This window comes from Rhizobium sp. RCC_161_2 (assembly GCF_041355235.1).
Lineage (GTDB): Bacteria > Pseudomonadota > Alphaproteobacteria > Rhizobiales > Rhizobiaceae > Rhizobium.
This window is the reverse complement of the sequence record NZ_JBFUPL010000004.1, coordinates 179,961-201,752: the sequence shown is the minus strand read 5'-3', so window position 1 is coordinate 201,752 and position 21,792 is coordinate 179,961. Positions and strand designations below refer to the sequence as shown.

The 21,792-nt window shown below is 60.2% G+C and carries 28 protein-coding genes, 1 tRNA gene and 1 pseudogene; 25 read left to right on the top strand and 5 right to left on the bottom strand.

Features of this window, described 5'->3' with window-relative positions:
• The first annotated feature begins 2 nt into the window (after positions 1-2).
• From AB6803_RS12625 to AB6803_RS12535, 19 genes are all read left to right on the top strand, one after another.
• On the top strand, positions 3-323 hold the full coding sequence (locus AB6803_RS12625) for a hypothetical protein (RefSeq protein WP_371109210.1): 321 nt from the start codon (positions 3-5) through the stop codon (positions 321-323).
• Positions 320-556: a hypothetical protein gene (locus AB6803_RS12620; RefSeq protein ID WP_371109209.1), complete on the top strand. Its 237-nt coding sequence runs from the start codon at positions 320-322 to the stop codon at positions 554-556. The genes AB6803_RS12625 and AB6803_RS12620 overlap by 4 nt, the downstream gene beginning before the upstream one ends.
• Positions 540-1,586, top strand: coding sequence for a hypothetical protein (locus tag AB6803_RS12615; protein ID WP_371109208.1), 1,047 nt, complete (start codon positions 540-542; stop codon positions 1,584-1,586). Before AB6803_RS12620 ends, AB6803_RS12615 begins: the two co-directional genes overlap by 17 nt.
• The gene (locus tag AB6803_RS12610; RefSeq protein WP_371109207.1) at positions 1,583-1,915 is read left to right on the top strand and encodes a hypothetical protein; all 333 of its coding nucleotides are present in this window, start codon (positions 1,583-1,585) and stop codon (positions 1,913-1,915) included. The genes AB6803_RS12615 and AB6803_RS12610 overlap by 4 nt, the downstream gene beginning before the upstream one ends.
• Before the next feature lie 9 nt (positions 1,916-1,924).
• Entirely contained in the window at positions 1,925-2,917 is a 993-nt protein-coding gene (locus AB6803_RS12605) for a hypothetical protein (RefSeq protein WP_371109206.1), read from the top strand.
• A gap of 1 nt (position 2,918) precedes the next feature.
• Positions 2,919-3,344, top strand: a complete 426-nt coding sequence (locus tag AB6803_RS12600; protein WP_371109205.1) for a hypothetical protein — start codon at positions 2,919-2,921, stop codon at positions 3,342-3,344.
• Positions 3,341-3,676 (top strand): hypothetical protein, encoded by a 336-nt coding sequence (locus tag AB6803_RS12595; RefSeq protein WP_371109204.1) that lies wholly within the window; start codon positions 3,341-3,343, stop codon positions 3,674-3,676. The genes AB6803_RS12600 and AB6803_RS12595 overlap by 4 nt, the downstream gene beginning before the upstream one ends.
• Positions 3,673-4,029 (top strand): hypothetical protein, encoded by a 357-nt coding sequence (locus tag AB6803_RS12590; RefSeq protein WP_371109203.1) that lies wholly within the window; start codon positions 3,673-3,675, stop codon positions 4,027-4,029. The genes AB6803_RS12595 and AB6803_RS12590 overlap by 4 nt, the downstream gene beginning before the upstream one ends.
• A complete protein-coding gene (locus tag AB6803_RS12585) occupies positions 4,026-4,193 on the top strand; it encodes a hypothetical protein (protein ID WP_371109202.1) in 168 nt (55 codons plus the stop codon). The genes AB6803_RS12590 and AB6803_RS12585 overlap by 4 nt, the downstream gene beginning before the upstream one ends.
• Positions 4,178-4,540, top strand: a complete 363-nt coding sequence (locus AB6803_RS12580) for an NAD(+)--rifampin ADP-ribosyltransferase (protein WP_371109201.1) — start codon at positions 4,178-4,180, stop codon at positions 4,538-4,540. The genes AB6803_RS12585 and AB6803_RS12580 overlap by 16 nt, the downstream gene beginning before the upstream one ends.
• Complete coding sequence (locus AB6803_RS12575; RefSeq protein WP_371109200.1) at positions 4,540-4,914, top strand: HNH endonuclease; 375 nt, start codon at positions 4,540-4,542, stop codon at positions 4,912-4,914. The genes AB6803_RS12580 and AB6803_RS12575 overlap by 1 nt, the downstream gene beginning before the upstream one ends.
• On the top strand, positions 4,911-5,726 hold the full coding sequence (locus tag AB6803_RS12570) for a hypothetical protein (RefSeq protein WP_371109199.1): 816 nt from the start codon (positions 4,911-4,913) through the stop codon (positions 5,724-5,726). Before AB6803_RS12575 ends, AB6803_RS12570 begins: the two co-directional genes overlap by 4 nt.
• Positions 5,727-5,945: 219 nt before the next feature.
• Positions 5,946-6,374, top strand: coding sequence for a hypothetical protein (locus AB6803_RS12565; RefSeq protein ID WP_371109198.1), 429 nt, complete (start codon positions 5,946-5,948; stop codon positions 6,372-6,374).
• Positions 6,361-7,830 carry a hypothetical protein gene (locus AB6803_RS12560; protein ID WP_371109197.1) on the top strand — a complete coding sequence of 490 codons (1,470 nt, stop codon included), beginning with the start codon at positions 6,361-6,363 and terminating at the stop codon, positions 7,828-7,830. The genes AB6803_RS12565 and AB6803_RS12560 overlap by 14 nt, the downstream gene beginning before the upstream one ends.
• A 236-nt stretch (positions 7,831-8,066) precedes the next feature.
• Positions 8,067-8,339: a hypothetical protein gene (locus tag AB6803_RS12555; RefSeq protein ID WP_371109196.1), complete on the top strand. Its 273-nt coding sequence runs from the start codon at positions 8,067-8,069 to the stop codon at positions 8,337-8,339.
• Positions 8,336-8,674: a hypothetical protein gene (locus AB6803_RS12550; protein WP_371109195.1), complete on the top strand. Its 339-nt coding sequence runs from the start codon at positions 8,336-8,338 to the stop codon at positions 8,672-8,674. Before AB6803_RS12555 ends, AB6803_RS12550 begins: the two co-directional genes overlap by 4 nt.
• On the top strand, positions 8,667-8,963 hold the full coding sequence (locus tag AB6803_RS12545; protein ID WP_371109194.1) for a hypothetical protein: 297 nt from the start codon (positions 8,667-8,669) through the stop codon (positions 8,961-8,963). The genes AB6803_RS12550 and AB6803_RS12545 overlap by 8 nt, the downstream gene beginning before the upstream one ends.
• Positions 8,956-9,261, top strand: a complete 306-nt coding sequence (locus AB6803_RS12540; RefSeq protein ID WP_371109193.1) for a hypothetical protein — start codon at positions 8,956-8,958, stop codon at positions 9,259-9,261. Before AB6803_RS12545 ends, AB6803_RS12540 begins: the two co-directional genes overlap by 8 nt.
• Entirely contained in the window at positions 9,254-9,520 is a 267-nt protein-coding gene (locus tag AB6803_RS12535; protein WP_371109192.1) for a hypothetical protein, read from the top strand. Before AB6803_RS12540 ends, AB6803_RS12535 begins: the two co-directional genes overlap by 8 nt.
• 436 nt (positions 9,521-9,956) lie before the next feature.
• Here AB6803_RS12535 and AB6803_RS12530 read toward each other — a convergent pair whose 3' ends face one another.
• Entirely contained in the window at positions 9,957-10,325 is a 369-nt protein-coding gene (locus tag AB6803_RS12530; protein WP_371109191.1) for a hypothetical protein, read from the bottom strand.
• On the opposite strand from AB6803_RS12530, the pseudogene AB6803_RS12525 reads away from it, so the two are divergent.
• Positions 10,221-10,571, top strand: a pseudogene (locus tag AB6803_RS12525) (tyrosine-type recombinase/integrase); the annotation flags it as partial. The gene AB6803_RS12530 and the pseudogene AB6803_RS12525 overlap by 105 nt on opposite strands.
• A gap of 55 nt (positions 10,572-10,626) precedes the next feature.
• Here the strand turns inward: AB6803_RS12525 and AB6803_RS12520 are convergent.
• The 3 genes from AB6803_RS12520 to AB6803_RS12510 form a co-directional block, all read right to left on the bottom strand.
• Positions 10,627-10,827 (bottom strand) — tRNA-Ser (locus tag AB6803_RS12520).
• A 128-nt stretch (positions 10,828-10,955) separates the two neighbouring features.
• Positions 10,956-12,173, bottom strand: coding sequence for an NAD(P)/FAD-dependent oxidoreductase (locus AB6803_RS12515; RefSeq protein WP_371109190.1), 1,218 nt, complete (start codon positions 12,171-12,173; stop codon positions 10,956-10,958).
• Between the two features lie 145 nt (positions 12,174-12,318).
• Complete coding sequence (locus AB6803_RS12510; RefSeq protein ID WP_371109189.1) at positions 12,319-13,437, bottom strand: Gfo/Idh/MocA family protein; 1,119 nt, start codon at positions 13,435-13,437, stop codon at positions 12,319-12,321.
• A gap of 232 nt (positions 13,438-13,669) precedes the next feature.
• Between AB6803_RS12510 and AB6803_RS12505 the strand changes: the two genes are divergently transcribed.
• The 5 genes from AB6803_RS12505 to iolB all read left to right on the top strand — a co-directional run bounded on the left by AB6803_RS12505 (position 13,670) and on the right by iolB (position 20,336).
• On the top strand, positions 13,670-14,545 hold the full coding sequence (locus tag AB6803_RS12505) for a MurR/RpiR family transcriptional regulator (protein ID WP_371109188.1): 876 nt from the start codon (positions 13,670-13,672) through the stop codon (positions 14,543-14,545).
• A 183-nt stretch (positions 14,546-14,728) separates the two neighbouring features.
• Complete coding sequence (gene iolC, locus AB6803_RS12500; protein WP_371109187.1) at positions 14,729-16,663, top strand: 5-dehydro-2-deoxygluconokinase; 1,935 nt, start codon at positions 14,729-14,731, stop codon at positions 16,661-16,663.
• Between the two features lie 25 nt (positions 16,664-16,688).
• Complete coding sequence (gene iolD / locus AB6803_RS12495; RefSeq protein ID WP_371109186.1) at positions 16,689-18,539, top strand: 3D-(3,5/4)-trihydroxycyclohexane-1,2-dione acylhydrolase (decyclizing); 1,851 nt, start codon at positions 16,689-16,691, stop codon at positions 18,537-18,539.
• A 68-nt stretch (positions 18,540-18,607) separates the two neighbouring features.
• Entirely contained in the window at positions 18,608-19,525 is a 918-nt protein-coding gene (gene iolE, locus AB6803_RS12490) for a myo-inosose-2 dehydratase (RefSeq protein WP_371109185.1), read from the top strand.
• Positions 19,526-19,538: 13 nt separating this feature from the next.
• Positions 19,539-20,336: a 5-deoxy-glucuronate isomerase gene (gene iolB / locus AB6803_RS12485; protein ID WP_371109184.1), complete on the top strand. Its 798-nt coding sequence runs from the start codon at positions 19,539-19,541 to the stop codon at positions 20,334-20,336.
• Between the two features lie 49 nt (positions 20,337-20,385).
• Here the strand turns inward: iolB and AB6803_RS12480 are convergent, their stop codons facing one another.
• Complete coding sequence (locus AB6803_RS12480) at positions 20,386-21,753, bottom strand: MATE family efflux transporter (RefSeq protein WP_371109183.1); 1,368 nt, start codon at positions 21,751-21,753, stop codon at positions 20,386-20,388.
• Positions 21,754-21,792 lie beyond the last annotated feature (39 nt).

The window sequence follows — 21,792 nt, the reverse complement described above, 5'->3', positions numbered from 1 at the left end:
CCATGAGCAAGCACACTCCCGGCCCTTGGGAAGTTGAAGACCCTATGGGTGCTGAAATCGGTTTCTCTATCGTTCAGGCAGGGCTCAAGACTTACGAGTGGGAATTCATTGCGATGGCCTGCCAGAGCACCGCAGGGGATGAACGTATGGGCCGCCAGCGCTTCATCAGCCCGAAAGAGCAGGAAGCAAATGCGCGTCTGATCGCCGCCGCTCCTGAACTCCTTGAATGCCTAAAGGATGCTCGCAGGCTTCTTTCTGACCAAGTGGCAATAGACCTTGTCTATCTCGATGAGGTCATCGCCAAGGCGGAGGGGCGGTCGTGATCCATTGCTCGCTTAGAGGCGTCGAATGCGACTGCCGGACAACTGAATGCCGCGCAGCGCCTGCCAAGGTAGCCCCTCTCATCACCTTCACCGCCAAAGAGCAGTTCTTTGCCATGGCGATGCTCACCCTCTTCATGATCTCGATCAGCTACGGGGCGCTTTCGAGCGCGAACGAAGCCTACCACGTCCAGGCCCTCAAAAATCAGGAGAACGTCTATGTCGCACGCCGCTGAAAATGTCTGGGCTTGGTGGAGCAATGCGCTCGCCGGCAAGCTCGGCCCGATGCACGACGGACAGCCCGAGTGGGGCTTCTACCGTGTCCGTGACGGTAAGAACGGACCGTGGTTACCCGTCGCCATCTGGCAGGACGAGGACGGCGTGTTCGTTGCGACCCGCAACGGCGCGGAAGTGAAGCACCCGGAGGATATCTGGACTTGGTGCTGCCGTCATCCAGTGACCGAGGAAGCCTTCGACGCCGCGACTGCTGGTAACGGATGGGCTGATGATGCGCCGACCAACGCGCTCGCCCCGAAGGATCATAATCAGCCGTCCGACCCTTTCGAGGCACTGACCGAAGAATTCGCCGGCGAGAAGGAACTGGCCGCCGCATTCCTCAAGACCAAGATCACGACGCAGGATCAAGCCGACCGAGCCGCCGTCTGGTCGAAGCGTCTGGCCGGCATCGCCAAGAAGGCGACCGACTTGCACAAGGTCGCGAAGCAGCCGTCACTCGATGAAGGACGGCGCATCGATGACAAGTGGCGTGATCTCAAGGAAGGCCCTGCAGACCTGAGCAAGCAGCTCAAGCGGCACATGGATGCCTTTCTGCAAGAGGAGCAGAGAAAAGAAAACGAACGCCAAGCAGCAGCGCGCGCTGAAGCTGACCGCATCCAGCGCGAAGCCGATGAGGCACGGATCTCCGCCGAAAAGGCGATGGCAAAGAAGGTTGCGGACGGCATCGCCGACGGTCACGCGATCAAAGAGCACAATGACAGAATCGCTGCTGCCGAAAGGCTGGAACAGCTTGCCGCCGACGCCGAGCGCGATGCGCAGGCCAGAAACGCGGCGGCTGGCCGGACCGGCGCGCGCGTGGCACTCCGCACCTTCGTCTCGGCTGAAATCACCGACTTCGATAAGCTGCTGATGGCGCTGAAAGATCGCTCCGAAATCCGCGAGGTCGTCGAGACGCTGGCGAACCGGGCTGCGCGCTCCGGTGTCGAGCTGGTCGGTATGGCGATCCGTTCTGAACAGAGGGCTGCATGATGACCGATACAACGACCCGCACAATCGTAGCCGTCAAGTTCTCATGGGAGAAGAGCGGAAAGACATACGACTATTTCGCGGACTTCCCTGTTGAGGTCGGGCAGTGCGTCTACGTGCCTGCCAAGCACGGCGAGGCAAAGGTCGAGATCATGGAGATCAAGACCGAATCCGAAATGGCAGCGGTGGCGATCCTTCGCCAGGTGGAAGACCTTCGCACCGACGAGGAGCGGCATGCCAAGTATCCCAATGGACAGCGCATGTTTTCTGAAGACCGGACGATGCTCGACGACAAGGGCAATCGGTCGATCTTCGACGACGTAGACCAATAGGAGAAGATCATGAACGCTCACGTTCCAGCCCTAGAAGGCGGCGGCCAAGTCATGGCCATCATCCCGCAGACGTTTGAAGAAACGTTCCGCGTGGCGCGCGCCGTTGTCGCCTCTGGCCTTGCTCCATCCTCGCTCGTCGGCAAGCTGACCGGTGACGATGCGGCCAGCGCCGTGGCGATCGTCATCATGTCCGGCTCCGAGCTTGGCTTGAAGCCAATGGTCTCGCTTCGCAGCTTCACCGTCATCAACGGCAAGCCTGCCCTGTACGGCGACGGCCTGATCAATGTCGTTCGCCAGTCCGGCAAGGTCGCTTATCTGCGAACCGGCTGCGATATCGTCGGCGGCAAGATGGTCGGATGGTGCGAAGCCAAGCGCCTTGATACCGGCGAAGACAAGCGCGTGGAGTTCACTCAGGATGATGCGATCCGCGCTCGCCTTTGGGATGACCGGGCGACGGTCAAAAAGCAGATTTGGGAAAACGGACAAAAGGTCTGGCGCGACAACGTGCCGAACGATGCAACTTGGTATCGTTTCCCGAAGCGCATGCTGTCGTGGCGCGCGGCCGGCTACTGCCTTCGCGAACTGTTTGGCGACGTTCTTGGCGGTATCCGCGACGAGTTCGAAGAGCGCGAAATCGCCCGCAGCACACAACGCGACGAACCCGAGATGCGCGACATCACCCCGGCTGATCAGTCCGCTCCTGCCAAGAAGTCGCTCACGCCTCCCCGTCCGCCGAAGGCTGGCGCAGAACCTGCCAAGGAAGATACCGCACCGGTAGACGACTTGCAGCATGGCGACGGCGAGTTCGATCTCGGCGAGTTTATGGAAGATCTCGAGACATCGCTCGCGACCGCAAAGGATGAAGAGTCCGTCGAAGAGATTTGGACCGATTTCGACGCGCCAGCCGTGCTTGAAACCGAGGGCCACGCCGACATGATCGATGCAGCCTTTGCGGTTCGCGACAGGGCGCTCGCCCGCCTCAACGGCCTAAATGGAGGCTGATATGGCGGCGAAGAAGAACTCCGAAAACCCACCAATCTACGTCACCCGCAACGGCGACCGCCTTATCGGCGAAATGGAAATGGATCGCGAGTTGATCCGCCAGTTCCCCGACGGCCAGCGTATCCGCATCGATCTGCGCACCGGTCGCGTCCCAGATCGTCTTCGCTTCTATTGGGCGTTCCTTCGGGAAGTCGTGAAGGCAACCGGCTGCGCGCCGACCGAAAAGGCGCTCCACCAGATGGTGAAGCTTCGGACTGGTTTCACCGACGACGTCATCATGGGCGGCTACATCGTCAAGGTTCCGTCCTCGATCGCCTTCGAAAATATGGACGAGCCGACCTTCGGCGAGTTCCTGCGCGAGGCGATCGCTTTCATCGCATCTGAATTTGGCATCACGCCGGAAGACGTGAAGGGGATAGCAGCATGAACGACACCGCACGCCTATTGCCTGGAAGCATGTCCGAGGACGACGCGCTGACCTGCGATGATCCCATCACCAGCCTGATTGCTAGGATGTCCGTTTCTCAGGTCCACGATAGCCTGGTCGAGTTCGCTAACGCCGAGATCGTGCGTCCTGGCTCAAACGCAGACCACATTCTCATCGGCATGGCATCCTACATGATGCAGATGCATGCGAGCTTTGCCGCCTATTTCCTTGAGGCTCAGCATGCCGACGCTGTCGTTGCTCAGTTTCAGGCTGTGTTTGATCGGCTCTATCGCGAACACTTCATCGACAGCGCGAAGGAGTTGGCAGCGTGACCCCGAAGCAACTCCACATCCTCCAACACACGCTTGGCCTCGACCAGCACGGACGAGGGACCTTCTATCGAAACCACTTCGTCACCGGAGAAGGCAGCAAGGATCATGCGGATTGCATGACCCTTGTTGGACTTGGCTTTATGTCCGTCCGCCGCGATCATCCTTTGGCCGGTGGCGATGATTGCTTCTGGGCAACGGAAGAAGGCAAGCGCGCCGCAGTATCAGAAAGCCCTGCCCCTCCGAAGCTCTCGCGCAGCAAACAGCGATACATAGACTTTCTCGCATACGATGGCTCCATGACCTTCATGGAATACATCAGGTGGCGGGACTACCGCGATCGGAGGTCCGCATGAGCGCCGCTGAGACCCGCCGCCAGAAATACCGCAGCCCTCGCCCATCCACGATCAAGCGTCTTGAACTGCAGGACACAATCACCGAACGGCTCGATGCCTACAACGCCAAGAATCGCTGGCGCAAGCGTCTTTCCTGGCTGTCTTGGATATGGAGGCGCGCGTGAGCTACTTCCACGGCGGATACGGTAACCTGAAGGTAGGCGACCTGGTGTTGCCACCTATCCAGACGAAAGCGCCTTCATTGGCCCGGTTTGGCGGCCACGCGGTTTGTGACCGCTCGAAGGTCTATGTCTGCACCTTGCAGGAAGGCGCACTGCTCTACGCCTGCATGCATCCGTCTGGTCATGGCAAGGTCTACGAGGTTGAGCCGATCGGTGAGCTTCAGGAAGACCCTGACGCCAGATCGGAAGGCTTTTCCTTCTCCTGCGACCGGGCACGCGTTGTCCGCGTCATTCGGGTGAAGGGCAAGACCATCAAGCGCGTCCAGAAGTATATGCTGGAGGATGCGTGATGGCGAACCGCCTCGAATTCAACCGCAAGACCAAGGCCGCGATCATCGCGCGCGCCGCTGGTCAATGCGAGAAATGCCGTGCCGTCCTGAAGCCTGGCGAAGGAGAAGTTGACCATGTGCTTCCCTGCGCCCTTGGCGGCGAACCAACGGTTGCCAATGGCCGTCTGATATGCCGCGCTTGCCATAAGGAAAAGACGGCAGCCGATATCCGCCAGATCCGGAAGTCCGACCGACAGCGCGATAAAGCGTCCGGCGCAGTGCGGCCCGCTGGCAAGATCAAGTCGTCCGGCTTCCCAAGAACCGAGAAATCCGAGAAGCGCCAGACGAAGCAGAATTTGCCGCCGCGCCAGCTCTACCGAGAGGAACAGCCATGACCAGCGCCAAGAAACTATCCGACCAGATCACGAAGGCCATGGAGGGCGTGACGCCGGGGCCCTGGCATATTGACCCTAAAGCGGCGGAGGAAAGCTTCTTCGAGGACGTGAACATTCTTCGGCATGATGGCCTTGCGGTCGCCGTCTGCGTGCACAACGGGGACATCATGCCTCCGGAGCCGGCCAAGAACGCGGCTTATATCGCAGCCACCCAGCCCGACAACATGCGCGTCATCCTCTCAGCTCTGGCGGACGCAGAACTCCAATCCACTGCCGATTCCCGCATAGCAGAGCTTGAGCAGCAAATAGCGAACATCAAAGCAAGCCGTGATCTACAGGTCACTATTGCAGCGGATGAGGAAGAGCGGGCGAGGAAGGCCGAAGCGCAGCGAGAAACCTATGAGGAAATCCTGCGCGTGGTGTGCGGCCACCTTGAATTGCCGCAGTCTGAAAGCGGTCCTGCCGACGACCTGAGCCTATACGACAGGGCTCTTGAGCAAGCCGACGTGATGTATCGCCAGACTGAAGCCGAGCGGGTCGGGCACATGAACGCAAGGTATAGCGCTGAAGCCAAGCTTATCGGTGAAAACCGTCGTTTTTCAGTGCTTATCGAGAGCAAGGACGAAACGATCAGGCAATTGAACGAGGAGGCGAAATACCTGCGGGCCAAGCTTGCCGAGGCCGTGAAGGTGATCGCTGATCTGGTCAATGGTCTCGTTACAGACGACGACGAAGGGCTCATCGAACATGTCCCGCAGATCGTATCCGCCCGCGCCTTCCTCTCCAAGCTGGAGGCATCTCATGCCGTATGAGTGCAAGGATAGACCTGTCCCTTATCCGCTGACCTGGGGCGTGCGCTGCCCGTCATGCGAGCGGTCTTTCGAATATGAGCCCGTTGAAGACGAGAGCGGCATCTTCGGCTTCGATCCTGCCGAGTGGCCTGCCTGTGAAGATTGCGACGTGATGTTTGATCCCGTCGCCGTTCGGGTCATTGCCATCGACGACGACGCACCGCAGGGGGGGCTCTTCTCATGCAAAAGCTTGAAGAGCTGATTGCCGCACTGGAGAGCGCGAAGGGACCGAGCCGGGAGTTGGATTTCTGGTTGTCCGTTCGCGTTTGGGAGATTTCGGAAGAGACCGACGCGGCCTTGCAAGTAGAGGCCGACGAGATTGCCATCGGCGGCAGATGCGCCGCCAAGCCATTCACCTCATCCATCGACGCCGCCGTTGCTCTATGTGAGCGCGCGTTGCCGGGGTGGCGCATCGAGAACCTATGCGAATGGGACGCCGAAATCCTTCGTGATCAAGGCCCATGGATGTGTGACCTCGTGCAGCGACGGCTCGAATTCTTCGACCGTCAATCAGCCAAATGCTCGCACGCACCGACTGCCGCGCTTGCCATTCTCATCGCCACCCTCCGCGCCAAGCTCTCTCAGGAGAAGAACAATGCCGATAAGTGAACGGATTATTGAAGCCGCGAAAGATGTTGTTTCATCGAAGGTTTCCAACTTCAAAGCAAGAAACGGCAAGATGGTTGGCATCCAAGATGATGCTGGCGAGAAGATGTGGATCGTCCCGTTTGATGAGATGTTCGAACTCGAATCCGCCCTTTCCGCCCCCTCCGATGCTGAACGGCATGAGAGGGCGGTACCGGACGGCTGGCAGTTGGTGCCGAAAGCGATGGACGTCGGTATGATCGGCGCTTGGTACCGATACAAGAATGGTTGGCATTCCCATGATGAGCCGGCGCCTAGGGATACGAGTGATGCAGGCGCGTGGGCGGCACTCCTAGCCGCCTCTCCATCCCCACATGGGGCCACGGTGACGAGCGAACTTGATGAGATGGTTTCGTCAGCCATCGAAGCGGCAATAGAGAGCAGCCCCGAGTTTAGTTACGGCTGGCGGTCTATGCCCGACAAGGAACTGATCCCCGAGATACTAGATGAAATTCCTATCGAATACACAGAGGATGACGTCGCAGGGGCGATCTATAGGTACAAGTTAAGGCGGCTCACTACCCCACCCCCGCAAGAGCCGGTGGCCGTGAAGGCGCTGGAGTGGCGTCGTTACGGGTGGGTCGAGGGTTTCGCGCAACCTGATGGTCTTGGGGTTTGGTACTCAATTCAGCCAGATAAGCCAGTGCATGGACCGGGTGATCCGCCGTTCACATGCAACGCAATATGGGGTGTTCCCGGTCAAACCGCACGGGAGTGCCTTGGGGAAGCGTTCCATAGCCTAGATGGAGCCAAAGCTGCCGCCCAAGCCGACTATGAGCAGCGCATCCGCAGCGCTCTCTCCACCTCCCAAAGCGACCCAGCACCCGAGAAGGTGCAGACGAGCAACATTGCTCTCATTCAGGCGCTATCTAGGCTTGCCGGCAATCGCCAGTCGGACGGCGCCTCATCTTTGGTCAGCCGTGAGGATCGCGAAATGATCATTAATGGCTGCCATGACTTATTGATCGCATCCAAAAGCCCCGCACCCGAGATAGCCGTACAATGCTGCATGTGCGGCAAGACTGACCTTTCGACCGTGGAAGGAGACGGCGGAACTGAATGCCAGCTTTCCGATAAGCGATGGACTTGCAGCGAGGATTGCTATGATCGCGCTACCGAAACACCAATGGATCAAAGTCTATGGCGCTTCTGGAACGACAAGGCCCGCCAGCAGGTGACCGAGATAGCCGCGCTTAGGGCTGAGAACAAACGCGGCTTCGTGCCAAAGTTCAAGCTTGGCGAGCGCGTATCCAAGACAAAGGGGTCGTCGTGGAATGGCCCCGTGGTTGGGTTCTACAGCACATCGATGACGCCATGCGGTTACGTCATTGAAAGCGATCGCGAACCGGGGTCTTGCCAACTTTACCCCGAAGCCGCCCTCGGCCGCGCCGTCGCCCCTGAGCAAGAGGAGGCGAAGTGATGAAAACCACAGCATGGGCATGCTTCTGCACGCAAGGTTATCCCTACCCTTTCATACATGACGATTCCATTAGGTCCGCCCGCGCTGAGTCACAAGCATGCCTAGCCGACACGTGGGCTAGAGAAGACGAGACACCTCGCCAAGGCTGGAAGCGCGCGTATAAAGCCGGATGGCGCTGCATTCGCGTTGAGGTATCGCCCCTCCGCACCACAGAGGAACTGGAGGGGCGGAAGTAGATGGAGACCATCAGCGAAACCCGCAAGCGAGCATGGCAGACGCGTCGGAAGAAATATGGCAATCACGGCCATAACGGATCATATGGGCGCCAGCGCGTGCAATGCCCCGATTGCCAGAGGATGCGCAGCTTCATCGCCCGTCTTCACGTCGAAGGAACTTTGAGCGAGGGACAGGCCGCGAAAGCCGCCGGCATCACCCGCATCGAGATCCGCATTCTCTCTGACGATCTCATCAATTCAGGTGCCGTTCCAGATACGAGAGGCCAGCCATGAAATTGCCGATCGATAAAGAATGGTTTGAGAAGCGAGCCGCGCAAGAAGGCGATCTTGAGATTAGCGCTGGTCGCCGACTTGCGCCGCCCGCTTATGACAACTGCACCTGCGATTGCCACCGTGGCAGCGGCAAACTCCATATCGTCGCCTGCTGCAATCCCCCGAAGGAAGACAACGGCCATATATGGCACGAGCGTGTCTTTTCCTCGATGCAGATCAAGTGCTGCATGTTCTGCGGTTTCATCAAGAACGAAGATAAGCCGAACAAACGGTGCCCCGGCTTTGTTGCCGTCGAGGTGCGCTCAGATGATACGGAGGGGCGGAACGATGGTTGATATACCGGACGACATCATGCGGGCTGCGACAGAGATTGTCGATCGGATCGCTAAATATCACACATGGAAAGATGACTGCGTTGCAGACGTTGCCAGCGCTCTCCTCGCCGAACGTCAGCGCACCGACTCCCTCAAGGCCCTGTGCGACGAGATGGCGAAGGACTTTGTGAGGATAGAGGCGCTTAATTACAAAAGGGCTGCCGTCAACGGTGCCGCCTACGAAGCCCATGTGATCGCCTATTGCGCTCTAGATCGCTACCGCGAAGCGCAGGAGGTGGGGAATGGCTGATCAAGACCAGCGTTTGCTTGTCCGTCAAATCGCGTACAATGCCGGGCTCGAGATCCGTTATGCCATTGCATCATCTAGCGTTGATCCGATCACCCACATTCCAGCTGTGGACGCCATCATAGAGTGCCGCCTTGTGGAGTGCCGGAGTGCGGCTTTGGAAGAAGCTGCCAAGATCGCCGAACGCCTAGGCAGTCATCTGGTGCGCGGCGAAACCGGCCCTGAGTATGTCGGCGGCAATTTGGACGTGGCAGCCGCCATCCGCTCCCTTGCTAAGGCAAAGGAGGCGGACCATGGGTGAACGCATCATCGCTGCGGCAATCCAACTCGCCGGCACGATCTCCCTGCCGCCGCCGGCGCGTCACCATACCATCATCCAGACTATGGATTTGGAGATGGGGATCGATGGCACCAAGGCCGTTCCGGAAAGCCAAGGCTTCCTTACGGATACCGGACGGTTCGTGAACCGAGTGGAGGCTTTCTACATCGCCTTCGCTGCTGGACAGATCACCGTTGAGGGGTGCCGTGATCCGCAGCTCTATTCGGAGGATCTTTGGTGACCATATTCGACGAAGCTATTTCTCCGGCCGTAGCCGTTGCCAAACTCCAGGCGGCAGGCATACGAATATCAGAGCGCACATTGCGCGAACGCGCTAGGGCTCTAGGAGCCTGCCGGGTACTTGGGAAAACGATGTTCCTTCTACCTTCCGATCTCGATACCATTGTTCACGCCGCCAAGCCGGAGCCGATCATATGCCAGAACTCTACAAGCGCAAAGGGAGCATCTACTGGCACTTCGACTGCACCGTGGATGGAAAGCGACACCGCAGATCTACGAAAACGACTGACCGCCGGATCGCGGAAGACTTCGCGAGCAAATATGACAACGAACTCCGTCGTGCCGCTGTCCACGGCGAAGAAGCGATCCTGACATTTCCGCAGGCGCTCAAGCTCTATATCGAGGATGGCCGCGATACCCGCTTCACGGTTCTACTCCTAGATCACTTCGAAAAATGGAGGGTCAAGGATATCACGGGGCCTGTTATCCGGAGCGCGGCTAAAACCATCTATCCGAATGCCGCGCCGGCAACATGGAACCGCCAGGTCATCACGCCGATGCGCGCGATCATCAATCATGCGGCGGACGCCAAGGGCCTGCAGAAGATCAGCGTGAAGCGCTTCAAGGAAACGCGGACAATGCGCGCCGCCGGGAACAAGGCATGGCTCGATGTCTTCTACAAGACCGCAAAGCGCCTTGATATGCCACAGACGGCTGCCGCCGCTCGGTTCATGTTCGAGACGGCCACCCGCGTTTCGGAAGCCTGCCGCCTGACGTGGGATGACGTGAGCCTGCAGGAGCGCCATGCGTTTCTCACCAAGACGAAGACAGAACCGCGCAAAGTGTTCCTGACGCGCGCCATGGTCATCGATCTGGCTAACATTCGAAGCATGAGCGAGACACTTGTCTTCGGTGCGGCCAATCGATCAACGATTAAGAAGCGCTTCGACAAGGTGATCAAGGCTGCGGGGTTGGTGCGGCTGACGAGCCATGAGATCGGACGCCACGGCTTTGCTACCGAGATGATTGTGAGGAATGGCGTGGACGTTGCCACGACGGCCGATCATGGCGGGTGGAAGTCGCGCCGGCTGCTGATGGAGACGTATGTGGAGGGGGATGCGGATCGTGAAGTGATCGACCGCGTTTTCGGCAAGAAATGAGCGCTTTGGCACACCTGCGGCACAGTGTGTGCCAGGAAAAATTCTTCTTGACGAAAAATATAACAAAATCAAATCGATGCGATAATAACGTCCGGAGAATGATACTCCCTTAGCAGGGGAGCGCCTTCGACCACTCGGCCACCTCTCCGGTGCGGCCCTGATAGGGCCATTCATTTATCGACGCAAGCCCTTTTTCGCCTGCACGCGCGTTCTCCCTGCATTCGGCGATGCGCGCATCCTGCAGGGAGGAACCCGATAGCCGGCTTGCGGCCTCTCTCAGGCCAGGAGCTGCTTAAGATCTGCTGAGGGATCAGCCAGAACGGATTTTACCGGATTGATGCCGGTTTCCAGCAGCTTCTTGCCGGTCACATAGGCCTTTGCGTCGTTGATGGCGTCAACGGCGATGAAACGGCCTTGCTTGAAATACCAGACCGAAGCCGACCCTTCGCGGGTACCAGGGCGCAGAAGGGTCTCGTCGTAGCCGAGGTTGAAGCCGGCGATCTGGAGCTTAACGTCATATTGATCCGACCAGAACCAGGGTTTCGGATCATAGGTCGCATTGCCGCCGGCGATGATTCCGGCTGCGGCTTCCGCCTGATCAACGGCGTTCTGGACCGATTCGAGGCGGATGCGGCCACCGTTCCAGGGGAGTTCGGCGCAATCGCCCGCAGCGAAGATCGAGGGATCGGAGGTGCGGGCGAGCGAATCAACGATAATGCCGTTGCCGACCTCCAGGCCGGCTTCCTTGGCGAGCCTGTCGTTCGGGGCGACGCCAATGCCGACGATGACGAAATCGACATCGATGGTGGAGCCGTCGGACAGCTCGGCGGCAACGACGTGGCCGTTCTTGCCGATCAGCTGCTTGAGGCCGGTCTTTTCGCGGATGACGACGTCATGTTCCCGGTGGATCACCCGCATGATGTCTGCCGTCTCCTTGGCGGCAACGCGCTGCAGGATCCTGTCGGCCATTTCGATGAGAGTGACTTCAAGGCCGCGATGGCGGGCAACGGCCGCCGCTTCGAGGCCGATATAGCCGCCACCTATGATGAGGACGCGGCGGCCGGCGCGCATTTCAGCGGCCAACTGATCGGCATCGCGCTTGTCGCGGGCGACATAGACACCCTCGAGAGCGCCGCCGACAGCGGGCGGCAGCCGGCGCGGCGTGGCGCCGGTCGTCAGCGCCAGCGTCTCGTAGTCGAGGGCGGAGCCATCCTGCATGATGACCTGCTTTGCGGCGCGCTTGATCTGCTCGACCCAGGTGGACAGGCGGATCTCGACATTGTTGTCGGCGTACCAATGTTCCGGGCGGAAGAGCAGCCGGGCGAAGGCCATTTCACCGAGAAGATACTTCTTGGTCAGCGGTGGCCGTTGATAGGGAAGGCTTTCTTCGGCGCCGACGATGGTGATCGGCCTCAGATCTCCGAGCGCCCGCACTTTGGCGGCAAGCGCGAATCCGGCCTGCCCGGCCCCGACAATGACCAATCTGCCCGTCACGATCCTTACTCCATTATTGTTATAGCGGCTCGCCGTCCTGATATAGGGCGTCGAGCCTATGGATTTCAGGGGTAACGCTTACCCTTGCAAGCGTCAATTGCAGCTGACCTTGCATCTCGGATCGGGCAGAAATTAGGGCAGACCCTTAGGCTGTTATTTCAACCCACCGGCGCTCGTGGAAAGAACGCGCCATGGCATGCACCGACTTTTCGATGCGCAGGCCGTCTGCGAAGCTGATGACCGATGCCGCATCGCCGGAAATGGCGCGGATCAGTTCGCGGCATTCGATGATCTTCAGGTCGTTGAAACCGAGGCCGTGGCCAGGCGCGGGGATGAACCGGTCATAGGGCTTGTGGGCGGGAGCGGCGAGGACTTTGCGGAACCCCTGTTCGGAGCCCCTGCCCTCCGCCTGATAGAGTTCGAATTCGTTCATGCGCTCCTGATCATAGGTGATCGAGCCCTTTGAGCCGAAGATCTGCAGCGCGATGCGGCCCTTGCGGCCCCAGGCGGAGCGATTCGCCATCAGCACGGCGGAAATGCCGCCGCCGAGACGCATCAGCACATTGGCGAGATCGTGATTCTCGACCGTACGACGACCGCCCTCCTTCAGGGGCCGTTCGGCATAGGGCTTTGCCATGTCGGTAATGACGGCCTCGACATGGCCGAACAGGAACCAGAGCAGCGACAGCGGATGCACGGCAAAATCGTCGAGCGCGCCATAGCCGGAGGCAAGCTCGCTCTTCCAGTAGAACAGGCCTTCCGGGTCGGCCATGAAATCCTCGTCCATCTCGACGCGGATATGATTGACCTCGCCGATAGCGCCCTCGCCGATCAGCGCCTTGATGTGCCGCATTACCGGGTTCTGGATATAGTTGTAGCCGAGGATGGCGACCTTGCCAGAGGCCTTGGCAGCGCTCAGCATGCGTTCGGCATCAGCATAGCCCGGCGCCATCGGCTTTTCGCACCAGACGTGTTTGCCGGCTTCCAGTGCCGCAATCGCCATTTCCGGATGGAATTGATTGGGTGTGGTGATGGAGACGACATCGACTTCGGGGTCGGCGATCAGTTCGCGCCAGTCGGCGGTCGCCTTTTCGAAACCGAATTCATCGCCGCGCGACCGCGCCAGATCGGCATTGGCCTCGGCAAGATGCACAAGGCGCGGCCGCTCGACATCACCGAACACGGTCTTGACCGCATTCCAAGCCAGCGCATGGCATTTGCCCATATAGCCGGTTCCGATCAACCCAACGCCCAATGGCTTCATTTCCGTCTCCTCCGCAAGCTTCCCTCTGAAGCAGGTACATTTTTTGGAATATTTAGACCGTTTTGACAAGCGGGCTCATTGGACAGCTATGTCGGGAGATCGGAATAATCGTATTTTAACGACATAAATTCATAGACTTAAAAATAATCGTGCCGACTGTTTCAAAATCCGTTATCGTTCGAAATATGGAATATTTGTTTCATTAATAGGCATGGCGGCGAAAAGGCGGGGCATGGACAACAGTATCGAGACGCGAACCAAGGTGCCGCGGGATTTCGAAAGCCTGCGCAGCATCATCATAGAGCGCAAGGATTCCATGCCGAAGCGGCTGGCGCAGGTCGCCGCCTTCGCGCTTGGCAATCCCGACGAAATCGCCTTCGGCACGACAGCGAGCATTGCGGCGGCTGCCGATGTCCAGCCGTCGACGCTTGTGCGCCTCGCCCATCACCTCGGTTATGAAGGCTTTTCCGACCTGCAAAGCATCTTCCGCGAGCGGCTGCGGGACCGGACGTTGAGCTATGAGGAGCGACTGATCACGCTCGAGCAATCCGGCATCAAGGATGAAGAGGCCGGCATCCTTTCCGGCTTTCTCTCGGCCGCCAGCCAGTCGGTCAACAAGCTTGCCGCCACTATCGAGACCGACACCTTTGCCAAGGCGGTGGACGTGCTCGCGGCGGCCGAGACCATCTATCTGATCGCCAAGCGCCGTTCCTATCCGCTGACGGCGCATCTGACCTACGCTTTTTCGAAGCTGAACATCCGTCATCAGATCGTCGCCTCGCCAAACGGTATCGATGGCGAGCTCGCGCGCTTTGCGACCGAGAAGGATGCGGCGATCGCCGCAAGCTTCTCCCCCTATGCCGCCGAAAGCCTGCTGCAGGCGCAGGATCTTGCCGCGCGCAGCGTGCCGGTCATCGCCATCACCGATTCGGCCTTTTCGCCCCTTACCGCCTGCGCCACCCACTGGTTCGAAGTGGCGGAGGCGGATTTTGCCGGTTTCCGCTCCTTGTCTGCGTCCATGGCGCTGATCATGGCCTTTCCTGTCGCCATTGCCGAACGACGGCGGAAAGAGACGGTAGGAAAACCTCGGAAAACCAAAATGGAATAAATATTCCGAATTGACAAAATTTCGGAACCAATGTTTCATTGCATCCATGGTCGCGGTCTCGGGAGATGGCCGCGAAATCGACCACAACCCGGATGAAACCAAGACGCACCGGGACTTTCAATGACGCGTGACCCCAGCAGAAACTGTAGAGTTTCCCGGATCATGCCTGGACGGGAGGACATCATGGCACACGACAATCCTGGCACTCAGCCGGAGGCGACACTCGATGTCATCACCATCGGCCGCTCTTCCGTCGATCTTTACGGCCAGCAGATCGGCTCGCGGCTGGAAGATATCGCCTCCTTCGCCAAATCGGTCGGCGGCTGCCCGGCGAACATTGCCATCGGCACGGCACGGCTCGGCCTGAAATCCGGCCTCATCACCCGCGTCGGCGACGAGCAGATGGGTCGCTTCATCCGCGAACAGACGGCGCGCGAAGGTGTGGCTATCCAGGGGATCGCCACCGACAAGGAACGGCTGACGGCGCTGGTGCTGCTGGCGGTCGAGGCCGAAGGCGTTTCGCCAATGATCTTCTATCGCTCCGACTGCGCCGACATGGCGCTCGACGAAAACGATATCGATGAGGATTTCATCAAATCCTCCCGCGCCGTGCTGGTTTCCGGCACGCATTTTTCCAAGCCGAACACCGAGGCGGCTCAGCGCAAGGCGATCCGCATCGCCAAGGCAAACGGCCGCAAGGTGATCTTCGATATCGACTACCGACCCAACCTCTGGGGCCTCGCCGGCCACGCGGAAGGGTTCGAGCGCTATGTGAAGTCGGATCGCGTTTCCTCGAAGATGAGGGAGACGCTGCCGGATTGCGATCTCATCATCGGCACCGAAGAGGAGATCATGATCGGCTCGGGCGTCGACAATGTGCTCGGCGCGCTGAAGGAAATCCGCCGTCTTTCCCCGGCGACCATCGTGCTGAAGCGCGGTGCCATGGGCTGCATCGTCTATGACGGGCCGATCTCGGACGACCTCGAAGCCGGCATCGTCGGTGAGGGATTCCCGATCGAAGTGTTCAACGTGCTCGGCGCCGGCGATGCCTTCATGTCCGGCTTCCTGCGCGGCTACCTGCGCGACGAGCCGCTGAAGACCTGCGCCACCTGGGCGAATGCCTGCGGTGCCTTCGCGGTCTCGCGCCTGCTGTGCTCGCCGGAATATCCGACCTGGGCCGAACTCGACTTCTTCCTGAAGACGGGCAGCGAGCATCGGGCGCTGCGCAAGGACGAGGCGATCAACCACATCCATTGGGCCTCGACCCGGACCGGTGAGATCCCGCTTTTGATGGCACTCGCCATCGATCACCGCTCGCAACTCGTCAGCGTCGCCGACGAACTGGGTGTTGGCCATGACAAGATCGTCGCCTTCAAGCGGCTGGCGGTCGAAGCAGCGGCTCGGGTGTCGGGCGGTCGTTCCGGCTATGGTATGCTGATCGACGAGCGCTTTGGCCGCGATGCCTTCTTCGATGCCGCCACCAAGAATTTCTCCTGGATCGGCCGCCCCGTCGAACTGCCGGGCTCCAAGCCACTGAAATTCGAATTCAGCCAGGATATCGGCTCGCAGCTCGTCGAATGGCCGCTCAACCATTGCATCAAATGCCTGTGCTTCTATCATCCGGACGATCCGAAGGAGCTGAAGGCGGAGCAGCAGGAGAAGCTGCGCACCCTGTTCGAAGCCGCCCGCAAGGTCGGACGTGAACTGCTGGTCGAGATCATCGCCGGCAAGAACGGGCCGCTCACCGACGACACGATCGCAACCGCGATGGAAGAGCTCTACGCGCTCGGCATCAAGCCCGACTGGTGGAAGCTGGAACCTCAGGATTCGACTGCTGCCTGGAAAAAAATCGATGCCGTGATCGCCAAAAATGATCCATGGTGCCGGGGTATCGTGCTGCTTGGCCTGGAGGCACCGGCGGATGAATTGATCCGGAGCTTCGAAGCCACGCTTGCCGCCCCCTCGGTCAAGGGTTTCGCCGTCGGGCGGACGATCTTCTCCGATGCAGCGCGTGCCTGGCTATCGGGCGGCATGAACGACGAGGAAGCGATCGCCGACATGGCCGGCCGCTTCGGGCAACTGACTCAGGCGTGGTTGAAAACCCGCGGCCTGCAATAGTTTAGAAGCATTTGGGAGGCGCCCCATGGGCAAGACGATCCGATTGACGATGGCACAGGCCGTCACACACTTCCTCACGAAGCAGATGACCGTGATCGATGGTCAGAAGCTGCCGATCTTCGGCGGCGTCTGGGCGATCTTCGGGCATGGCAACGTCGCCGGCATCGGTGAAGCGCTCTATCAAGTGCGCGACGAACTGACGACCTATCGCGCGCACAATGAACAAGGCATGGCGCACGCCGCCATCGCCTATGCCAAGGCGAGCTTCCGGCAGCGCTTTATGGCCTGCACAAGCTCGATCGGCCCCGGAGCCCTCAACATGGTGACCGCCGCCGGCGTCGCGCATGTCAACCGCATCCCTGTTCTCTTCCTCCCCGGCGACGTCTTCGCCAACCGCGCGCCCGATCCGGTGTTGCAGCAGATCGAGGATTTCGGCGACGGCACGGTGTCCGCCAACGACGCCTTCCGCTCGGTCTCACGCTATTTCGACCGCATCACCCGGCCCGAACAGATCATCACGGCGCTGAAGCGCGCCATGCAGGTCTTGACCGACCCGCTCGATTGCGGTCCGGTGACGCTGTCGCTTTGCCAGGATGTGCAGGCGGAAGCCTTCGATTATCCGGAAAGCTTCTTCGAGGAGCGCATCTGGACGACGCGCCGCCCGCAGCCGGACGCAGACGAACTCGCCGCTGCGATCGCGCTCATCCGCAAGGCTGAAAAGCCGGTCATCATCGCCGGCGGCGGCGTGCTCTATTCGCGCGCGACCAAGGAACTTACGGAGTTTGCAGAGACACACGGCGTTCCCGTCGTCGTCAGCCAGGCCGGCAAATCGGCAATCGACGAGCGCCATCCGCTGGCGCTCGGCTCCGTCGGCGTGACCGGAACCTCAGCTGCGAACGCGATTGCCGAAGACACGGATCTGATTATTGCTGTGGGCACGCGCTGCCAGGACTTCACCACCGGCTCCTGGGCGCTGTTCAAAAACGAGAAGCTTTCCATCCTCGGCCTCAATATCGCGGCATATGACGCATCGAAGCATGACGGCCGGCCGCTCGTTTGCGACGCGCGAGAAGGACTGAAGGCGCTCTCGGCCGGGCTTGCCGGCTGGCGGGCACCGGCAGCGCTCCTGGAAAAGGCGACCCAAGAAAAGAAAATCTGGGTCGAAGCCGCGGCCAAGGCTATGGCCTCGACCAATGCCGCCCTTCCCTCCGACGCCCAGGTCATCGGCGCGGTAACCCGTACGATCGGTGGAGAAAACGCCATTTCCGTCTGCGCGGCCGGCGGCCTGCCGGGCGAGCTGCACAAGCTCTGGCCGGCGACGGTTCCCGGCAGCTACCATATGGAATATGGCTTCTCCTGCATGGGCTACGAGATTGCCGGCGGTCTTGGCACCAAGATGGCTTGCCCCGACAAGGATGTCATCGTCATGGTCGGCGACGGCTCCTACATGATGCTGAACTCCGAGATCGCCACGTCGGTCATGCTCGGCCTCAAGCTCAACATCGTGCTGCTCGACAATCGCGGCTATGGCTGCATCAACCGGCTGCAGATGGCAACCGGCGGCGCAAACTTCAACAATCTGCTGAAGGATTCGTACCATGAGGTGATGCCCGAGATCGACTTCCGGGCGCATGCCGAGAGCATGGGCGCCATCGCCGTCAAGGTCTCTTCCATCGCCGAGCTGGAACAGGCAATCGAAGCCTCGAGGAAGAACGACCGCACCTCGGTCTTCGTCATCGATACCGATCCGCTGATCACCACAGACGAAGGTGGTCACTGGTGGGATGTCGCCGTTCCCGAGGTCAGCCCGCGCCCGCAAGTCAACAAGGCCCGCGCCGCTTACGAAGAAGCCCGCGGCGCCCAGCGGATCCGCTGATCGATTTCTTTCATTTTTCTGGAGGGGCAGCGCTGCTCCTCCAAACTATGCCTTTAAGGAGACTATTGATGAAGGCCAAACTCGGTATGTCGCCCATCGCGTGGTGGAACGACGATCTTCCGGAGCTCAGCGACGACGTGTCCCTCGAGGAATGCCTGCGGCAGTCGCGTAGCGCCGGCTTTACCGGCATGGAGAAGGGCCGCCGTTTCCCTGACGATCCAGAGGTGATGCTGCCTATCCTGCGCGCCGCCGATGTGACACTGTGCGGCGGCTGGTTCTCAGGCACGCTGGTCGATGAGGAGCTTGCCGTCAACAAGGACCGCATCGCGCCGATGATCGAACTGTTCAAGGCGGTCAATGCACCCTGCATCGTCTATGGCGAGGTCGGCCGCTCCATCCAGGGCGACCGCTCCAAGCCGCTCGCCACCAAGCCGCGCTTGTCGGATGACGAGATGAAGGCCTATGCGCGTCGCCTGACCGAGTTCGGCGAGTGGTGCGCCGATCAGGGCATGCCGCTCTCCTATCACCATCACATGGCCGCAGTCGTGGAAACCGAGCCGGAACTCGACGCTTTCATGCGCCATTCGGGTGCGGGCATTCCGCTTCTGCTCGATGCCGGTCATCTTGCCTTTGCCGGCGGCGATGTCCTGCGCGCCATCGACAATCACCACACTCGCATCAACCACGTACACGTCAAGGATATCCGCAAGCCTGTCGTGGACGGCCTGGATCGCAGCCGGCAGTCCTTTCTCGACGCGGTGGCACTTGGTGCATTCACCGTACCGGGTGACGGCTCGCTCGATTTCGGCGCCATCGTCCAGCGTCTGGCCGGTTACGGCTATGAAGGCTGGTTCGTCGTCGAGGCCGAACAGGACCCGCGCAATGCTCCACCGCAGAAAATGGCCGAGATCGGCCATGCCGAATTGATGCGCGTCATGACGGCCGCAGGTTATACGGTGGAAACCGAAGGTTTTCCGAAGGGATAGAGGAAGAACGTCCATGCCAAATCTCAAGGTCAAACCTGATGGCTCCCATGGCCGCGTCAACCATGTCACGCCCGAAAGTGCCGGCTGGACCTATGTCGGCTTCGACCTTCACCGGCTGAAGCCGGGTGAGACGGCCTCGGCCGAGACGGGCGATCGCGAGGTCTGCCTGGTCTGGGTCAGCGGCAAGGGAAGCGCCAAGGCTGGTGCTAAGGATTTCGGTCTGCTCGGCGCTCGTATGAGCCCCTTCGAGGGCGCGCCCCACGCGCTCTATATTCCAGCTGGTTCAAGCTGGTCGGTGACCGCGGAAACCGAGCTGGAACTTGCCGTCTGCTCGGCTCCGGGCGGCGGCTCCTATGAGGCCCGCGCCATTCCCCCGGGTACGCATCCGCCTGTAACGCGCGGCCAGGGCACCAATGTCCGCCATGTCAACAACATCATGCCGGAAGACGATGGCGCTGCGCATTCCCTGCTGGTCGTCGAGGTGATCACGCCAGGTGGCCACACATCTTCTTATCCGCCGCACAAGCACGATCAGGACAATCTCCCGAACGAGAGTTTCCTCGAGGAGACCTACTATCATCGCCTCAACCCGCCGCAGGGCTTCGCCTTCCAGCGCGTCTATACGGACGACCGGTCGCTGGATGAAGTCATGGCGTTGGAAGATGGCGACGTGACGCTGGTGCCCAAGGGGTATCATCCCTGCGCCGCCTGTCACGGCTACGACCTCTACTATCTCAACGTCATGGCCGGTCCGAAGCGCATCTGGAAATTCTACAATGCGCCGGAGCATGAGTGGCTCGTCAAGGCTTAGCCGCCTTGAATATAGAAAAGGCCGCGCCTCGACAGCGCGGCCTCTTTCTTTATGCCGGCAGCAGCCCATATCGCCAGCCGCGATCCCGGGCGTTGCGCGACAGGACCAGCCATGCAAGCGCGAACATCCCCGCCTCCGCAAAGACCGGCACCATCCAGATTCCACGTTCGCCGAAGACAAAGGGCAGCAGGAACGTCAGCGGCAGCGTAAAGAGATAGGGCCGCGACAGACCGAAGATCGCCCCCCGTTTTGCGTCGCCGATCGACTGGAAATAGGACGAGAGCATCATCATCTGCCCATAGAGGAAGTAAGCGCCGATCGTCCAGGGCAAGATCCGTCCCACTTCTCCGACAATGACGGCATCACCGACGAAGACGCCGCCGAGGTGCCGGGCCAGCAATTCGACAACCAGCTCCACCGTCGCGCAATAGATGAGCGCGGAGACCATGGCGATCTGCAGACTGCTGCCGACACGGGCCGGAAGCGCGGCACCGTGATTGTGGCCGGAGATGGTTTGCAGGGTGATGCTGAGGCCGAGCAGCGGCAGATAGGCAAAGGTCAATATCCGGGTGATGATCCCGTAGGCGGCGACCGTCGCGACATAATCGCGCTCATGCCAAATCGACAGGTTGAACAGGATTGCTGCCGAGCTCAGCGATATGCCGATGAAGCCAAGGCTCATCGGTGCTCCGAAGACGATGATTCCACGCCATTCCGAAACCGCGCCCGTCATGCTGGGCCGGAGTGCGGCGGGATGGCGCCAGCGATAGGCGAGAACGACCGCCACGCAGATGAACTGCGCTACGATCGAACCGGCGGCCGACCCTATGACACTCCAATGCGCGACCGCGATCAGCAGCCAATTGGCGACGATATTGAGCAGCGTCGAAGCAAGAGTCACCAGCGTCATGAAACCGATCTTGCCCTCGCAACGCAGCGCGTCGATGTGCAGCTGCAAAAGAAAGCTGACCGGTGCGAAGCCGACCATGACGCCCATGAAGGCATCGGCATTGGCGGCAACCGTGGCGTCGCCGGCCGCGCTCGCGGCGATGACATGCCGGCCGACGGTCCAATAGGCGGCATTGACCAGGATTGCGACCGCGAGGGCAAGGGCATGGGCCGCAGTGAAGACTTTTCCCGCTCCCACGCGATCCCCCGCCCCCAGGCGGCGCGCCAAAATGCTCGCCATGCCATTCGAGACCAGGGCTTGCAGGGCGATCAGCAGCATGAGCGCCGGAAAGATCAGGCTCACCGCAGACAGCGCCGCGGCGCCGACATAGATGCCGAGGAAATAGGCGTCGATAACGGCAAACAGGCCACTGATGGTGGTAAGCATGATGATCGGTGCGGCCGTACGGGCAAAGACGCCGGGCAGCCAGCCTGTCAGGAAGATATTGTTTTCGGAATGCTTGGTCATGGCAATATCCACGCGGCATCGCGCGCCATCTACGGCGGC

Bases quoted from the DNA above. Each gene is read 5' to 3' on its own strand.
- AB6803_RS12535 (WP_371109192.1), top strand. From the start codon at position 9,254: ATGGGTGAACGCATCATCGCTGCGGCAATCCAACTCGCCGGCACGATC.
- iolC (WP_371109187.1), top strand. From the start codon at position 14,729: ATGGCACACGACAATCCTGGCACTCAGCCGGAGGCGACACTCGATGTC.
- AB6803_RS12615 (WP_371109208.1), top strand. From the start codon at position 540: ATGTCGCACGCCGCTGAAAATGTCTGGGCTTGGTGGAGCAATGCGCTC.
- AB6803_RS12480 (WP_371109183.1), bottom strand. From the start codon at position 21,753: ATGACCAAGCATTCCGAAAACAATATCTTCCTGACAGGCTGGCTGCCC.
- AB6803_RS12600 (WP_371109205.1), top strand. From the start codon at position 2,919: ATGGCGGCGAAGAAGAACTCCGAAAACCCACCAATCTACGTCACCCGC.
- AB6803_RS12550 (WP_371109195.1), top strand. From the start codon at position 8,336: ATGAAATTGCCGATCGATAAAGAATGGTTTGAGAAGCGAGCCGCGCAA.
- AB6803_RS12595 (WP_371109204.1), top strand. From the start codon at position 3,341: ATGAACGACACCGCACGCCTATTGCCTGGAAGCATGTCCGAGGACGAC.
- AB6803_RS12560 (WP_371109197.1), top strand. From the start codon at position 6,361: ATGCCGATAAGTGAACGGATTATTGAAGCCGCGAAAGATGTTGTTTCA.
- AB6803_RS12510 (WP_371109189.1), bottom strand. From the start codon at position 13,437: ATGAAGCCATTGGGCGTTGGGTTGATCGGAACCGGCTATATGGGCAAA.
- AB6803_RS12565 (WP_371109198.1), top strand. From the start codon at position 5,946: ATGCAAAAGCTTGAAGAGCTGATTGCCGCACTGGAGAGCGCGAAGGGA.
- AB6803_RS12570 (WP_371109199.1), top strand. From the start codon at position 4,911: ATGACCAGCGCCAAGAAACTATCCGACCAGATCACGAAGGCCATGGAG.
- AB6803_RS12555 (WP_371109196.1), top strand. From the start codon at position 8,067: ATGGAGACCATCAGCGAAACCCGCAAGCGAGCATGGCAGACGCGTCGG.
- iolE (WP_371109185.1), top strand. From the start codon at position 18,608: ATGAAGGCCAAACTCGGTATGTCGCCCATCGCGTGGTGGAACGACGAT.
- AB6803_RS12585 (WP_371109202.1), top strand. From the start codon at position 4,026: ATGAGCGCCGCTGAGACCCGCCGCCAGAAATACCGCAGCCCTCGCCCA.
- AB6803_RS12545 (WP_371109194.1), top strand. From the start codon at position 8,667: ATGGTTGATATACCGGACGACATCATGCGGGCTGCGACAGAGATTGTC.
- AB6803_RS12605 (WP_371109206.1), top strand. From the start codon at position 1,925: ATGAACGCTCACGTTCCAGCCCTAGAAGGCGGCGGCCAAGTCATGGCC.
- AB6803_RS12530 (WP_371109191.1), bottom strand. From the start codon at position 10,325: ATGGCGCTCCTGCAGGCTCACGTCATCCCACGTCAGGCGGCAGGCTTC.
- iolD (WP_371109186.1), top strand. From the start codon at position 16,689: ATGGGCAAGACGATCCGATTGACGATGGCACAGGCCGTCACACACTTC.
- AB6803_RS12575 (WP_371109200.1), top strand. From the start codon at position 4,540: ATGGCGAACCGCCTCGAATTCAACCGCAAGACCAAGGCCGCGATCATC.
- AB6803_RS12610 (WP_371109207.1), top strand. From the start codon at position 1,583: ATGATGACCGATACAACGACCCGCACAATCGTAGCCGTCAAGTTCTCA.
- AB6803_RS12580 (WP_371109201.1), top strand. From the start codon at position 4,178: ATGGAGGCGCGCGTGAGCTACTTCCACGGCGGATACGGTAACCTGAAG.
- iolB (WP_371109184.1), top strand. From the start codon at position 19,539: ATGCCAAATCTCAAGGTCAAACCTGATGGCTCCCATGGCCGCGTCAAC.
- AB6803_RS12505 (WP_371109188.1), top strand. From the start codon at position 13,670: ATGGACAACAGTATCGAGACGCGAACCAAGGTGCCGCGGGATTTCGAA.
- AB6803_RS12540 (WP_371109193.1), top strand. From the start codon at position 8,956: ATGGCTGATCAAGACCAGCGTTTGCTTGTCCGTCAAATCGCGTACAAT.
- AB6803_RS12625 (WP_371109210.1), top strand. From the start codon at position 3: ATGAGCAAGCACACTCCCGGCCCTTGGGAAGTTGAAGACCCTATGGGT.